Origin of the sequence: Caballeronia sp. GAWG1-5s-s (assembly GCF_023631445.1) — a bacterium.
Classification (GTDB): Bacteria; Pseudomonadota; Gammaproteobacteria; order Burkholderiales; family Burkholderiaceae; genus Caballeronia.
On sequence record NZ_JALQDC010000024.1, the window covers coordinates 14,167 to 27,658 of the forward strand.

The following is a 13,492-nucleotide window of genomic DNA, read 5'->3' on the forward strand; positions in this document are numbered from 1 at the left end:
AATGCGCTCAATAGACATATCCGGCCGCGCCGACGAGACGCGGTTCGCCGGCCGAAGGCGCGTCGGTGCCCGTGCGGCGCTGGAAGCCGTACTCCACGTCAGAGCTCGGCGAGATCAGCGAATCGAGCGGCGAGCGCAGCTTCGCGGGATCGGTCGGCTCGACGATATAAGGCGTCACCATGATCACGAGTTCGGTCTTGTTGTTCTGGTAGTTCGTCGACGAGAACAGCTTGCCCAGCACCGGCAGGGAACCGATACCCGGAACCTGGGAAACGATGTCCTGCGCATTGCTTTGCAACAGGCCGCCGATCGCGAAGCTCTGGCCGCTGCCGAGTTCCACGGTGGTATCGGCGCGGCGCACGGAGAGGCCCGGCACCGTAATGCCGTTGGTCGTCACGCTCACCGAGGTATCGATCTGGCTGACTTCTGGCCGCACTTTCAGGCTGATGCGATGCTCGTCGAGCACGGTCGGCGTGAAATCCAGCTTCACGCCGAACTGCTTGAATTCGACCGAGATCGCGCCGTTGACTTGCGAGACCGGAATCGGAAATTCGCCGCCCGCGAGGAAGCTCGCCGTCTGACCGGACAGCGCAACGAGATTCGGCTCCGCGAGCACGGTCAGCAAGCCTTCCTGATTCAGCGCATCGATCATCGCGCGGATGTCGACGTTGTTCGTGCGGAACGCGCCGAACAGCGAATACGCGTTGTTGCTCGGCAGGTTAACGGGATAGGTCGTCTGACCGGCCGCGTTGGTGAGCGGCTGCGTCAGGTTGTAGATCGAGCGGCCGCTGTAGATGCCGCCGAAGAAATTGCCCGCCGCATTGCCGATCGACTGCCAGTTGATGCCAAGCTGCTGCGTGATGTTGCGGTCCACTTCGGTGATCCGCACGCGCAACTGAACCTGCTGCGGACGATCCACCGTCATGCGGTTGACCAGCACTTCCTTGTCCGCGAGGAACGGCGTGACGGCTTGCACGACGGCATCCGCTTCGAGCGAGGTATGAACCTGACCGGTCAGGACGAGCGAACCGAGCGTCGTGCCGATCTGGACGTTGAGGTCCGGGAAGCGGCTGGCGATGGTGCTGCGCAGGAGCACCATGTCGCGCGCGACGACGATCGTGCGTTGCAGGATCGGCTTGTTGTTCGCGCCGAGCGCGTAGAGCGTCGTCGTGCCCGACTTCTTGCCGAGCACGAACACCGCTTTCGGCGACGGAACGTGCACATCGGCGACCGTCGGATCGGCGACGAACACGGACGACGCTTCTTCGTTCAGGCGCAGCAGCGTGCCCTTGCCTGCGTCGATGTTGAGGGGAGCGTAACTATCGGCTGCCGCCGTCGCGTCGGCCGCGACCGGCAGAGCCTGCCGGTTCGCGACGCGCGCCTGTGCCTGATAGGCCTGCTGCGCGGTGGGCGGCGGTTCGGCGGCGTTCGACGTTGCGGGCAGCGTCGCGGCAAGTGCTGCGGACAGCGCGCCCGCGCACGCCACGGCTTTCGCCGCAACGTTTGCATCGACAAGAACCGAACTCGACTGCTTATTCATGACTGTATACCTGGCGATTCACTCTGTACCCGTGCTTACGGCATCAACGCGCGGGGACTGTAGGGAGAGGAGGCGCGCCAGAGACGGAATTTGCCGCAACCGACGTGGTCGCGCTCCCCGCCCCACCTGCCGCGTTGTCCGTCTTCTCCGAACCGCGATAGACCGTCACCGTATGCGGGAGCGGCGGCGCGTACGGACCGCCCGTGCTCGCCTCGGCGACGCGGGCATGGGGCAGCGCGCGCACCGCGCGGGAAATGTCGCCGGCCCAGATCGGCGCGCGTTCCGCCGACGAAACCGGGATAGCCGCGGATGCCGCCGGGTCGCGCGTGACCGTCGCGAAACTGCGCAGCGCGAGCGACAGACTGCCCAGACGCGCGGCGACCGCGACGACTTCGCCCATGCGCGGCGTGACTTCCAGCGTGACCGTGCGGGCGGGCGTGACCGTTTCGGGCGCCACGCCGTTGTTCTTCGGACGCTTGATTTCGGAACCGACCGCGAGCACGCGGACGTGCTCCACCACCGTTTCGCTCGATACTGCGAGGTCCGGCGAATCCGTGCGCCGGTCCATTTGCTGTGTCAGCAAGAGATCGACGTAATCGCCCGGCTGAATCAGGCCGGCGTTGCCGGAGACATCGTCCACGGCGACCGACACGGCGCGCATTTCCGGCTTCAGCGTGGCCGCGAGAAAACCCGGCGCGCTCGGCAGAATGACGTCGTCGCCGGTGAGAATCGTGCCGCTCGTCACCGGATGGCGCAGCAGCGCGCCCTTCAGGTCGGCCGAGCCCGGCGCGCCCTGCACGATGGCGTTGGCCGGCACCTCGGTGGCGGGGATCGCTTTCCAGCCGATGTCTTCGTCGCGCAGCAGAAGTCCCTGCGGCAGATCCGCCGCGCTCACCTGCACCTTGGCGGTGGTGATCTTGACTTCGCTCGGTTTGGACGAGCTGGCGACAACGACGCGCACGATGAGCGCGATGAGAAGTGCGCCGACGAGCAGTACGGCGAATTTGATGATGTTGGACATAGCGACGCCGTCCTATCGCGTCAAGATCAAGGGAAGCACAACGGGCAGCACGATGACAGCGATGCCGCCACAGGCGAGCGCGACGCCGTAAGGCACGCCGCGCGCTCCGGAGAACAACGCCAGCGCGCGCATGGGCATCGCGTGGCGATCGGGATTCATGTTTCGCGTGGCGAGGCTGATCAGCGACACGAACATGCCGGTCACCGAAATGAGGCTGAGTGCCGGCAGCGAAAGACCGACGCCCGCCCAGAGAAAGATCACCGCCGCGAGCTTGGCGTCGCCGCCGCCCAGCATCCGTGCCGCGAACAGCAGCGCGCAGACCAGGAACACGCCGATGGCGACCACGAGGTGGGCGATCATCGTGTCGAGCGGCATGTGGCGCAGAACCGCGTCCACGAAGAACAGTCCTCCAATCACGAGGACGATGTTCGTCGGCAGTCGCCGTGAACGAATGTCGATGACCGCGAGCAAAACGAGCGCGCAGAACACGACGAGACGAATGGCGATGGACAAGGTGAGCACGATGAAGCCGCGAGGTGAGTTAAGAATGGAGCGGAGAACCGGACGAGAAACATCCGGGCCTCCGGAGGTACGGCTATTACTTGCCTGCCGCCTTCACGTCGTTCGTGATCGTCGTCCACAGACCCGTGAACGCGCTCTTGAACGTGGTCATCGAAGCGGTCAGCGCCACGACGATGATGCCGGCGAGGATTGCGTATTCCATGGCGCTGACGCCACGCTCATCACGCGTAAAAGCTTTCGCAAACTTGAGCATTTTTATTCCCTTGATACGAGTTGAAGTTACGTGTGGTTTTCCGGTGAGAGAGGCGCCGGACACGACACATCCTAGCTACACCTCGATGCTTCGACTTCGTCGTTCAGAGGCCTGAACAACCCTCAATTCGAGGCTTTAGCGGACGTGTGTTCCTTCGCTAACGGCCCGGAGGCGGGAAACTTTAGATTCGTCGTGGAATTCAGTGGGGGGCAACCGGCGATTTCGTACTCGGACGTCTGGAAACGCGTTTGTACGGCGCCGTGCGACGCGAGCCGCATTGCGCGGCGCGTAGAAAGGTTTAACGTTTGCGCTAATTCAGCGCGGCGAAAGGAAAGAGACCAAAGCACTGCACATATTCATTCCAAGTACTGGCGAGTCGGAAATTAATACGTAGTGCCGCCGATTCAATGTGCAAAGGCTGCCACCGGCGAGATGCATCGTCGCTTTGCTTCGACGTCGATCGCGCTTGGATTCGCGAGTGTTATGTCAGCGTATGCTTTTTGTCGTCTTCCCGATCGAAGTCCGACAAGTCGATGTCTTGTCCACCGTCTGTCGAGCGCAATTCACCGCGCGCTCTTTCCGCCAGTTTTTCATAACGCTTGCGGAAACGCGTGAGGTCCTTCTCATCCAACTCCTCCAGATCCAGCAACGCATTATGCGCACGCTCCGTCGCGCGTATGAGTTCATCGAGCTTGATCTGCATGGCCGCCGTGTCGCGGTTCTGCGTGTTCTGAATCAGAAAGACCATCAGAAACGTGACGATAGTCGTCGAGGTATTGATGACGAGCTGCCACGTATCGCTGAAGTGAAAGAGCGGCCCGGAGACCGCCCACGCGATGACCAGCACCACCGCGATGACGAACGTCGACGCCCGGCCCGTGATTTGCGATAGCGCATTGGAGAATCTGAGGAACCAAGACCTTTTCATCGCGCGTCTCCTGTGAGCGTCGTTGATTAGAATGATGCCTGTGAGCCCCAAAATCAAACATCCCTCCATCGACTTCTCCGCCGCATCGGAAGAAGTCGCGCGCCGCCTGATCGGCGCCATCTTCACCGTGGACGGCGTCGGCGGGCGCATCGTCGAGACCGAAGCCTATGACCGCGAAGATCCCGCCTCGCACACGTTCTCCGGCCCCACGCCGCGCAACGCGTCCATGTTCGGGCCGCCCGCGCATGCTTACGTCTATCGGTCGTACGGCATCCACTGGTGCCTGAACTTCGTGTGCCGCGAAGCAGGCCACGGCGCGGGCGTCCTGATCCGCGCGATCGAGCCGCTGACCGGCATCGACGTCATGCGCCAGCGGCGCGGCGTCGAACCGGTCAAGCTGCTGTGTTCGGGGCCTGGGCGGCTCGCGCAGGCGCTCGGCATCACGCACAAGGACAACGGCGCGTCGCTGCTCGAAGCGCCGTTCGACATTCAGCCGCCCGACGAGGCATGCGATGTCGTCACGGGTCCGCGCATCGGCATCAGCAAGGCGATGGATGTGCCGTGGCGCTTCGGGCTTGCCGGATCGAAGTTCGTCAGCAAGCCCTTTCCCAAGGCGTGATCAGTCCGCCGGGCGCAGCTTTCGCACTTCTTCGTCCGAGGGCTGGACGCTCGCGCCGTCGATATAGCGGAACGACGTCATCACGCCCTTGCCGTCCTTCTGCGCCGTGACGCCGACATAAGCGCCCATCGTCGATTGGTTGTCCTGCTTGCGATAGACGATCGGACCGAACGGCGTGTTCACCGGCAAGCCCTTAAACGCGGCGGCGAGCTTGTCCGCGTCCGTGCTGCCCGCTTTCCTGAGGCCATTGGCGAGCGACATCATCGCCGTATATCCGACAACCGAGCCCAGGCGCGGATAGTCGTGATACTTCGCTTGATAAGCGGCGACAAACTGCTTGTTAGCCGGGGTGTCGATGGCATACCACGGGTAGCCCGTGACGATCCAGCCGACCGGCGCTTCCGCCCCGAGCGGATCGAGATAGTCGGGCTCGCCGGTCAGCAGCGACACCACCGCGCGATCCTTGAAAAGCCCGCGCGTATTGCCTTCGCGAACGAACTTGCCGAGGTCCGCGCTGAAGAGCACATTAAAGATGGCGTCGGGCTTCGCATCGGCGAGCGCCTGCGTGACGGCGCCTGCATCGACATTGCCGAGCGGCGTCGCCTGTTCCGCGACGAACTCGACATCGGGCTGCGCGGCCTTCAGCAAGCGCTTGAATGTCGCCACAGCCGACTGACCGTACTCGTAGTTCGGATAGACGAGCGCCCAACGCTTCTTCTTGAGCTTGGCCGCTTCGGGGACGAGCATGGCGACCTGCATATACGTCGACGGCCGCAGGCGATACGTGTATTTGTTGCCATCCTGCCAGACGATCTTGTCGGTGAGCGGCTCGGCGGCGAGGAAGAAAATGCGGCGCTGCTTCGCGTAGTCCGCAAGCGCGAGGCCCGTGTTCGACAGATAGCCGCCGAACAGGAGCTTCACCTGTTCGCGCGAGACGAGTTCCTGCGCGACACGCACGGTATCGCCGGGATTGCCGTTGTCGTCGCGTGAAACGACTTCGAGCTTGTCGCCGTTTATGCCGCCTGCCGCGTTGATCTGTTCGAGCGCGAGATTCCAGCCGTTCCTGTAGGGCATGAGAAACGCGGGTTGCGCCTTGTAGCTATTGATCTCGCCGATCTTGATGCTGTCCGCGTGCGCGGCGCACGCCGTGACGGCCGCAAGCGCTGCCACGCTCGCGCGCAGCACTCTTCCTGCTTGATGAATCATCGATGCTTCTCCTCTAACGATATGCTTCGGGCTCAAACGCCCAGATAAGCGCGGCGAGCGGCATCGTCGCGAACGAACGCCTGCATCGCTCCGGCATGGCGAACCTGGCCTTTTTCCAGCACGACCACGCGGTCGCTGACGAGTTCGGCGAAGTGCAGGTTCTGCTCCGATAACAGCACAGCGAGCCCTTCGCGCTTCAGTTGCAGAATCATATCGGCCATCTGCTCGACGATGACCGGCGCCACGCCTTCCGATGGCTCGTCGAGCAACACGACACGCGGATTGCCCATCAGCGTGCGCGCCACGGTCAGCATCTGTTGCTCGCCGCCGCTCATGCGGCTCGCGCGGCGCTCGCGCATTTCGCCGAGATTCGGAAACACGCGAAAGAGCGTGTCCGGCGTCCATCGCGGCGCGCCTTCGCGCGGCGGCTGGCGGCCCGTCTCCAGATTCTCCATGACGGTCAGGTCGCCGAAGATGCGGCGATCTTCCGGCACGTAACCGAGCCCGCGACGCGCGATGCGATACGGCGCCATTCCGGATATGTCCTCGCCCATGAACATGACCGTGCCGGTCACGCGCGGCAGCAAGCCCATGATGGCTTTCATGGTCGTGGATTTGCCCGCGCCGTTGCGGCCCATCAACGCGACGACCTCGCCCTGTCCGACTTCGAACGCGACGTCGAACAGAATCTGCGCGCGGCCATAGAACGCATTCAGCGCATCGATACGCAAGAGCGTCATCGCGCGGCTCCGTCGATCGAAACAGCGCGCGGCGCATACGATGCCCCCGTGCCCAGATAGACCTCGCGCACGCGGGCGTCGTTGCGGATCGCATCGGCGTCGCCTTCCGCGATCAACTGGCCTCGCGCCAGCACGACGAGCGTATCGGCATGTTCGAACACCACGTCCATGCTGTGTTCGGTGAAGAGCACGCCCATGTTGCGCTCTTTGGCAAGACGCGCGGTGAGCGCCATGAGCGCGTTGCGTTCCTCGGGCGCCATGCCCGCCGTGGGCTCGTCCATCAGCAGCAGCTTCGGGCGGTTGGATAGCGCCATCGCTAGTTCCACGCGCTTGACGTCGCCGTAAGCGAGCACCGCACAACTGCGCCGCGCGTGCGCCGCCATGCCGACGAGATCGAGTAAGGCCATGGCTTCGTCTTCATTCGATGACGCCACGCGCGAGAAGAAGCCGAACGCGCGCCGCTCGTGCGAGAGCAACGCCATCTGCATGTTTTCGAGCACCGTCATCGAGTTGAACGTAGCGGCCACCTGAAACGTCCTGCCGACGCCCTGCCGCCAGATATCGCGCGGACGTCTTCCTGTGATGTCGTGGCCGTCCAGATAGATGGTGCCCGACGTGGGCTTGAGTTGCCCGTTGATCATATTGAAGCACGTCGACTTGCCGGCACCGTTAGGGCCGATCAACGCGAGGAGTTGCCCTGCTTCGACGGAGAAGGACACGTCGTCGACGGCCTTCACGCCGTCGAAGGACTTGGACAGGTTGTCGATGCGCAGGAGCGTCATTGCGCCTCCGTGAACCGGTCACGCACGAAGCCTGCGATGCCTTGCGGAAACGCCACGACGAGCACGAGAATGGCCGCCCCGAGCAACGCTTGCCAATAGTCGGTCTGCCGCGCCACCGTGTCTTGCAACCACGTGAACACGGCCGCGCCGACGATGGGGCCCGCGAGCGTCTGAATGCCGCCGAGCAGCACCATCACGAGACCGTCCACGGAGCGACCGACGCTAATGGCTTCGGGCGAGATGTTGCCTTTGGAGAACGCGTATAGCGAGCCAGCCAGCCCGCATACGAGCGCAGCCGCGACGAAGGCGATCCATTGCACGCGGGCGACGTCGACGCCGATGGCTTCCGCGCGCAACGGCGAATCGCGTCCCGCGCGCATCGCGAATCCGAGCGGCGCAAAGAGCAGTCGTCGCAAGAGCCATACGCCAGCTATCGCGGCAAAGAGCGTGAGGTAGTAGAACGCAACGGGCGATGACAGCCACGGCGACGGCCACATGCCAAGAAGGCCGTTGCTGCCGCCTGTGACCGCGTCCCATTGATAGACGATCGACCACACGATCTGCGCGAACGCGAGCGTCAGCATCGCAAGATAAACGCCGGATAACCGCACGCAGAACCATCCAAAGACGATCGCACCGATGCCCGCGACGAGCGGCCCGAGCGCGAGCGCCGCTTCCATCGGCAAGGCCAGCGCCTTGAGAAAAAGCGCCGCGCCATAAGCGCCCAGTCCGAAATAAGCCGCATGTCCGAACGAATGCATGCCGCCCGGTCCCATGATGAAATGCAGGCTCGCGGCGAACAGAACGGCGATCAGGATTTCGACGAGCAACACGGGCAGATACGGAAACGCGCCGGCTGCCAAAGGCGCGAGCGCGAGCAGCAAGACCACGACGGCCCAGCCGAGTTTGACGCGGCGCGTTGCGGGAGAAAGCGGCCTGTCCGCGGGCGCGGCGGTTCGCGCAACGCTCTGCGCGCGCCCGAACAAGCCCCACGGACGAAACACCAATACGACGGCCATCAACGCGAATTCGGCGACGAGCGTGAACTTCGACAGCGAGAACGCGATACCGAAGACCGATACTTGCCCGATGCCGATGCACAGCGCCTTGATCTCCGCGATCAGCAAAGCCGCGACGAACGCGCCCGGGATCGAGCCCATGCCGCCGACTACGACGACCACGAACGCATTGCCGATGGTGTCGATATCGAGCGAAAGATTCGCCGGCATCCTTGGTATTTGCAGCGCGCCGCCAAGGCCGGCGAGGCATGCGCCCGCGAAGAAGACACTGGTGAAGAGCCACGCCTGATTCACGCCGAGCGCGCCGAGCATTTCGCGATCGGCACTCGCGGCCCGCACTAGCGTGCCCCAGCGCGTTCGAGTGAGCGCGTACCAGAGCACGCCCAGCACGAGCGGACCGGCAACGATCAGCACCAGGTCATAGACGGGCAACGCATGTCCGAGCAATGGCACGGCGCCCGCGAGATGCGGCGCGCGTGGTCCGAACAGATCGTCCGGTCCCCATAGATAAAGCGCGGCGTCGCGCAATATCAGTACGAGCGCGAAGGTCGCGAGTAGATGGAACAGCTCGGGCGCGCGATAGATGCGTCTCAGCACGCTGACTTCGATGATCGCGCCCAGTGCGCCGACGATCAGCGCCGCGCCGGCAATCGACGCCCAGAACCCCATGACGCTCGCCCCGAATCGGCTCGTCAGGCTATAGGCGACATAGACGCCCACCATGTACAGCGAGCCGTGCGCGAAGTTGACGATGCGCGTGACGCCGAAAATGAGCGACAGTCCCGAGGCGACGAGAAAGAGCGCGCAGGCATCGGCCAGGCCATTGACGAGTTGAACGAGCAGGTTGGCGAACATCGGGCGCGTGACGAGCTGGATTGCTGAATGGTTGACGGCTTAGGGAGCAAGCGGCGACGAGGCGACATTATCGGCGAATTGCGCGCCCTCTTCCTTATGCGAAAAAATGCTGGCGCCGTGATGACTCGCGCAGTCCCGTCACAAGCCGTTCTCCACCATCGACAAGAGCCGTGCGGCAAGCGGCTCGACCGACTCCGTGCCCAGCCCTTGCAGCGGTCCTTCGATCAGCAGCAGCGCAAAGCCGTGCACCGCGCTCCACGCGAGATATTCCGCGTCCGGCCGACGCCGCGCATCGAGCGCGCCCGCTTCCACCATCTCATCGAGCGCGCGGCTCAAGAGCTGGAACGGGTCCAGACCGCTCGGTCCCGTTCCGTACGGTTCATCGTGCTCTCTCCACTCCGCCTGCGCCGCAGCGAATGCCGTGCGGAACAAGCCCGTTTCCGCCTGAGCGAAGCGCAAATAGCCCGCGCCGATCGCGCGCAGTCCGGCACGCGCGGCATCGGCGCGACGGCGCTTCTTCGGGCGAGCGGCCAGTTCTTCTTCCATCGCTTCGGCCACCGACGACAGCGCCGCCGAGCGCACCGCGGACAACAGCGCGTCCCTGTTCTCGAAGTGCCGGTACGCCGCGTTCGGCACGACGCCCGCACGGCGCGTTGCTTCGCGCAAGACGATCGCATCGGGGCCGCCTTCGCGGGCGAGCTGAATGCCCGCGTCGATGAGCGCGCGCCGAAGGTCGCCGTGTCTGTAAGTGTTTCGCGGCTTGGTTTTTGTCATTGGATTGCTTGTTATCTCGACGGTGACGGTCGTATGTGGACACTGTCCATTATCTCTGCTATTTTTTGTGGACGCTGTACACAAGTCGAATTCGTCCGCCGAAGGGAGCGAACATGAACGACGAGAACGATCGTGCGCGTGACGAAGCGCGTATTCGCGAACTGACGGAAGCCTGGCGGCAAGCCGTGCTGGCTAAAGACGCAGCGGCGCTCGTCGCGCACTACGCGCCCGATGTCGTGGTGTTCGACGTCGTGCCGCCCGCTTCGATGACCGGCGTAGAGCGTTATCGCGAGAACTGGCAACGCTGGTTCGACAGCATCAGCGGCCCGCTCGCGTTCGACATCGTGGACATGCGTATCGCGGTCAGCGGCGAGCTGGCGTATGCGCACTCGCTCAACCGCGTGGCGGCGGGCGGACGCGACGACATCGTGCGCGCGACCGTGTGTTTCCGGAAGATCGACGGCGACTGGCGCGTAGTGCACGAACACGCGTCCGTGCCGCTCATGATGGACATGGACCCCGACGAAGCATCCTGACCGTCCTCACCCAAGGAGCAGACATGACAGTGCAACCGTATCTGTTTTTCGAAGGCCGCTGCGAAGAAGCGGTGTCGTTTTATCGCGAGCATCTGGGCGCGCAGGTGCTGATGACCATGCGTTACCGGGACAATCCCGATGCGGGCAAGCAAGGCGGCAGCGAAGCGGCGAGTGGCTGCAGCATGCCGCCCGGCTCAGAAGACAAGATCATGCATACCGCGTTCACCATCGGCGATTCCACGGTGATGGCGTCCGACGGCATGTGCAGCGGCAAGCCGAATTTTCAGGGCGTTTCCCTCTCGCTCACGGCAAACGACGAGCAACAGGCCGAGAAGTACTTCAATGCGCTCGCCAAGGGCGGGCAGGTTCAGATGCCGATGACGCAGACCTTCTTCGCGAAACGCTTCGGCATGGTTCAGGACATGTTCGGCGTGTCGTGGATGATCTTGGGCGGCGTGGAGCACCAGCCCGCGTGATGGTCGGCGCAAGATGCGGGGCGTAACAGCCTGAAACACCTGACGCGCATAAGGGCATTCGAAAACGTGGAACAATGTCGGCTGATATCCGAACACAGACCGACAGGAGCTTTCATGAGCGCCCCGCACACCCATCATCTCACCGGCTCGGACATGCCCGCTGAATCAGCCGATCGTCCGACGCGCGAGGAAGCCGAAGCCGCCGTGCGCGTGCTCCTGCGCTGGGCCGGCGACGATCCGCGCCGCGAAGGTCTTCTCGACACGCCGGCGCGCGTCGTCCGTTCCTACGAGGAGTTCTTCGCAGGCTACGCCGAGAATCCGCACGAGATTCTCGCGCGCACGTTCTCCGAGGTGCAGGGCTACGACGAGATGATCGTGCTCAAGGACATTCGCTTCGAGAGCTATTGCGAGCATCACATGGTGCCGATCATCGGCCGGGCGCACGTCGCCTATTTGCCGAATAAGCGCGTCGTCGGCATCTCCAAGCTCGCGCGTCTCGTCGATGCTTTCGCCAAGCGCCTGCAGATCCAGGAGAAGATGACCGCGCAGATCGCCGACACGCTCGAAGAAGTGCTGCAACCGCTCGGCGTCGGCGTGATTCTCGAAGCCGCGCATCAGTGCATGTCCACGCGCGGCGTGCATAAGGCGGGCGTCTCGATGGTGACTTCGCGCATGCTCGGCTCGTTCCGCGACGACCCTTCCACGCGGCGCGAGTTTCTCGCCATCGTCGGACAGCAGTCCGGCTTCAGCGTGTCGAATACCTGAAGAGGCTAATGAAAACGCAAAGGGCCGCGATGCGGCCCTATTGCGTTTCATGCGCCGAAGCCATTGCGCGGCGCATCGGCGCCCGTGCCTTCGCGCACCTTGCCTTGCGACACGTTGCTGCCCGGCGGAACGCTATGCGTCAACCAGACGTTGCCGCCGATCACCGAACCCTTGCCGATAGTGACGCGCCCGAGAATGGTCGCGCCCGCATAGATCACGACGTCGTCCTCGACGATAGGATGGCGCGCATTGCCCTTCACCAGCATGCCGTCACCACCGGCGGGAAAGCTCTTTGCGCCGAGCGTCACGGCCTGATAGACGCGCACGCGCTCGCCGATGATCGCCGTCTCGCCGATCACCACGCCCGTGCCGTGATCGATGAAGAAGCTGGGGCCGATGGTCGCGCCCGGGTGAATGTCGATGCCCGTCAGCGAATGCGCGATCTCGTTGATGAAGCGCGCAAGCAGCGGCACGCCCAGACGGTGCAGCGCATGCGCGAGCCGATGATGCATCATGGCCCACACGCCGGGATAGCACAGCAGAATCTCGGTGATGTGCTGCGCGGCCGGATCGCCCGAGAACGCGGCCAGAATGTCCGACACCAGCAGCGCCCGGATTGCGGGCAGTTGCGCGCCGAATTCGCGCGCGGTTTCGAACGCCTTCGCGCTCAGTTCGGCGTCGCTCGTCTCTCGATGTTCCGGCAGAAAGCGCAAGGCGCGGCGAATCTGCTCGTGCAGCAGGCGCAACGTGGTTTCGAGCGTCTGGCCGACGTAGTAATCCACGCTTTCGTCGGTGAGATCGGGCGTGCCGTAATGCGTCGGAAAGAGCGCGGAGCGCAGCCCGTTGACGATCTTCACGATGGCGTCGCGCGACGGCAGTTCGCGGATGCCGAGCGGATGCCGCGTGCGATGCAGTTGCTCGCGCGACTCGCGCAACTCCGCCACGATGCGCGACAAGCCCCATTCGCGCGGTGCGGGAGCGGTGACGGCGCCGGATGATTTGGGCGAAGTGCCGGGCGGCACGGATCTGCTGGGCGAAGCCATGTTCTGCGTATCAATCTCTGAGCGATGGTGACAAGCGCCGTGGCCGGCGCGGCGGACGAACGCCAAGAGTACCCGGTTTCGACCGACCGTGCCGCAACGCGCGCGCCGCACATCCAGCATACGTTGCGCGCAATCGTTTGCAAGCCATGGCGCGTCTTCCGGGCGCTAGACCGTGACGTGGCTCGCGTCGATCCAGCGCACGGCCCAGTCACGCGCGTGCGCGATGGCCTCGTCCTCGCTGCGAAAGCGCAGGTCCGCGGGAAAGAAGCGGTTCGCGACCAGTTCGCCGTCACTCGATCGCGAGATCACCACGTAAGGCTGGTACGTGCCTTCTGCCGTCCGTGCGGGCGCGCAGTTCAGCAGATAGCCTCTATGCGAAAAGGCGGCATCGTGTTGCATGAGTCACCCGTCTT

General features: G+C 63.8%; 16 protein-coding genes. 4 read left to right on the forward strand and 12 right to left on the reverse strand.

Annotated elements, in window-relative coordinates; genetic code table 11:
• Positions 1 to 7: 7 nt before the first annotated feature.
• The 5 genes from NCR34_RS17895 to NCR34_RS17915 form a co-directional block, all read right to left on the reverse strand.
• Entirely contained in the window at positions 8 to 1,540 is a 1,533-nt protein-coding gene (locus NCR34_RS17895; RefSeq protein ID WP_250500759.1) for a type II and III secretion system protein family protein, read from the reverse strand.
• 43 nt (positions 1,541 to 1,583) lie between these two features.
• On the reverse strand, positions 1,584 to 2,561 hold the full coding sequence (gene cpaB / locus NCR34_RS17900; RefSeq protein ID WP_250500760.1) for a Flp pilus assembly protein CpaB: 978 nt from the start codon (positions 2,559 to 2,561) through the stop codon (positions 1,584 to 1,586).
• A gap of 12 nt (positions 2,562 to 2,573) precedes the next feature.
• A complete protein-coding gene (locus NCR34_RS17905; protein ID WP_350029441.1) occupies positions 2,574 to 3,083 on the reverse strand; it encodes an A24 family peptidase in 510 nt (169 codons plus the stop codon).
• A gap of 76 nt (positions 3,084 to 3,159) precedes the next feature.
• On the reverse strand, positions 3,160 to 3,336 hold the full coding sequence (locus NCR34_RS17910) for a Flp family type IVb pilin (RefSeq protein WP_250500892.1): 177 nt from the start codon (positions 3,334 to 3,336) through the stop codon (positions 3,160 to 3,162).
• Positions 3,337 to 3,817: 481 nt separating this feature from the next.
• The gene (locus NCR34_RS17915) at positions 3,818 to 4,264 is read right to left on the reverse strand and encodes a low affinity iron permease family protein (protein ID WP_250500762.1); all 447 of its coding nucleotides are present in this window, start codon (positions 4,262 to 4,264) and stop codon (positions 3,818 to 3,820) included.
• Positions 4,265 to 4,298: 34 nt separating this feature from the next.
• Between NCR34_RS17915 and NCR34_RS17920 the strand changes: the two genes are divergently transcribed.
• Positions 4,299 to 4,883, forward strand: coding sequence for a DNA-3-methyladenine glycosylase (locus NCR34_RS17920; RefSeq protein ID WP_250500763.1), 585 nt, complete (start codon positions 4,299 to 4,301; stop codon positions 4,881 to 4,883).
• Here NCR34_RS17920 and NCR34_RS17925 read toward each other — a convergent pair whose 3' ends face one another.
• From NCR34_RS17925 to NCR34_RS17945, 5 genes are all read right to left on the reverse strand, one after another.
• Entirely contained in the window at positions 4,884 to 6,089 is a 1,206-nt protein-coding gene (locus NCR34_RS17925) for an ABC transporter substrate-binding protein (protein ID WP_250500764.1), read from the reverse strand. It abuts the gene before it with no gap.
• A gap of 32 nt (positions 6,090 to 6,121) precedes the next feature.
• Positions 6,122 to 6,829, reverse strand: a complete 708-nt coding sequence (locus NCR34_RS17930; protein ID WP_250500765.1) for an ABC transporter ATP-binding protein — start codon at positions 6,827 to 6,829, stop codon at positions 6,122 to 6,124.
• Positions 6,826 to 7,611 carry an ABC transporter ATP-binding protein gene (locus NCR34_RS17935; RefSeq protein ID WP_250500766.1) on the reverse strand — a complete coding sequence of 262 codons (786 nt, stop codon included), beginning with the start codon at positions 7,609 to 7,611 and terminating at the stop codon, positions 6,826 to 6,828. The genes NCR34_RS17930 and NCR34_RS17935 overlap by 4 nt, the downstream gene beginning before the upstream one ends.
• A complete protein-coding gene (locus NCR34_RS17940; RefSeq protein ID WP_250500767.1) occupies positions 7,608 to 9,485 on the reverse strand; it encodes an ABC transporter permease in 1,878 nt (625 codons plus the stop codon). The genes NCR34_RS17935 and NCR34_RS17940 overlap by 4 nt, the downstream gene beginning before the upstream one ends.
• Before the next feature lie 138 nt (positions 9,486 to 9,623).
• Positions 9,624 to 10,259, reverse strand: a complete 636-nt coding sequence (locus NCR34_RS17945) for a TetR/AcrR family transcriptional regulator (protein WP_250500768.1) — start codon at positions 10,257 to 10,259, stop codon at positions 9,624 to 9,626.
• 113 nt (positions 10,260 to 10,372) lie between these two features.
• Here NCR34_RS17945 and NCR34_RS17950 point away from each other — a divergent pair, with 113 nt between their 5' ends.
• From NCR34_RS17950 to folE, 3 genes are all read left to right on the forward strand, one after another.
• Positions 10,373 to 10,795 (forward strand): YybH family protein, encoded by a 423-nt coding sequence (locus tag NCR34_RS17950; RefSeq protein ID WP_250500769.1) that lies wholly within the window; start codon positions 10,373 to 10,375, stop codon positions 10,793 to 10,795.
• Between the two features lie 23 nt (positions 10,796 to 10,818).
• Complete coding sequence (locus tag NCR34_RS17955) at positions 10,819 to 11,271, forward strand: VOC family protein (protein WP_250500770.1); 453 nt, start codon at positions 10,819 to 10,821, stop codon at positions 11,269 to 11,271.
• Positions 11,272 to 11,385: 114 nt separating this feature from the next.
• On the forward strand, positions 11,386 to 12,036 hold the full coding sequence (gene folE, locus NCR34_RS17960) for a GTP cyclohydrolase I FolE (protein WP_206468616.1): 651 nt from the start codon (positions 11,386 to 11,388) through the stop codon (positions 12,034 to 12,036).
• 47 nt (positions 12,037 to 12,083) lie between these two features.
• Here folE and epsC read toward each other — a convergent pair whose 3' ends face one another.
• Complete coding sequence (epsC, locus tag NCR34_RS17965; protein WP_250500771.1) at positions 12,084 to 13,079, reverse strand: serine O-acetyltransferase EpsC; 996 nt, start codon at positions 13,077 to 13,079, stop codon at positions 12,084 to 12,086.
• 165 nt (positions 13,080 to 13,244) lie between these two features.
• Positions 13,245 to 13,478: a DUF6566 family protein gene (locus NCR34_RS17970; RefSeq protein WP_175942044.1), complete on the reverse strand. Its 234-nt coding sequence runs from the start codon at positions 13,476 to 13,478 to the stop codon at positions 13,245 to 13,247.
• Positions 13,479 to 13,492 lie beyond the last annotated feature (14 nt).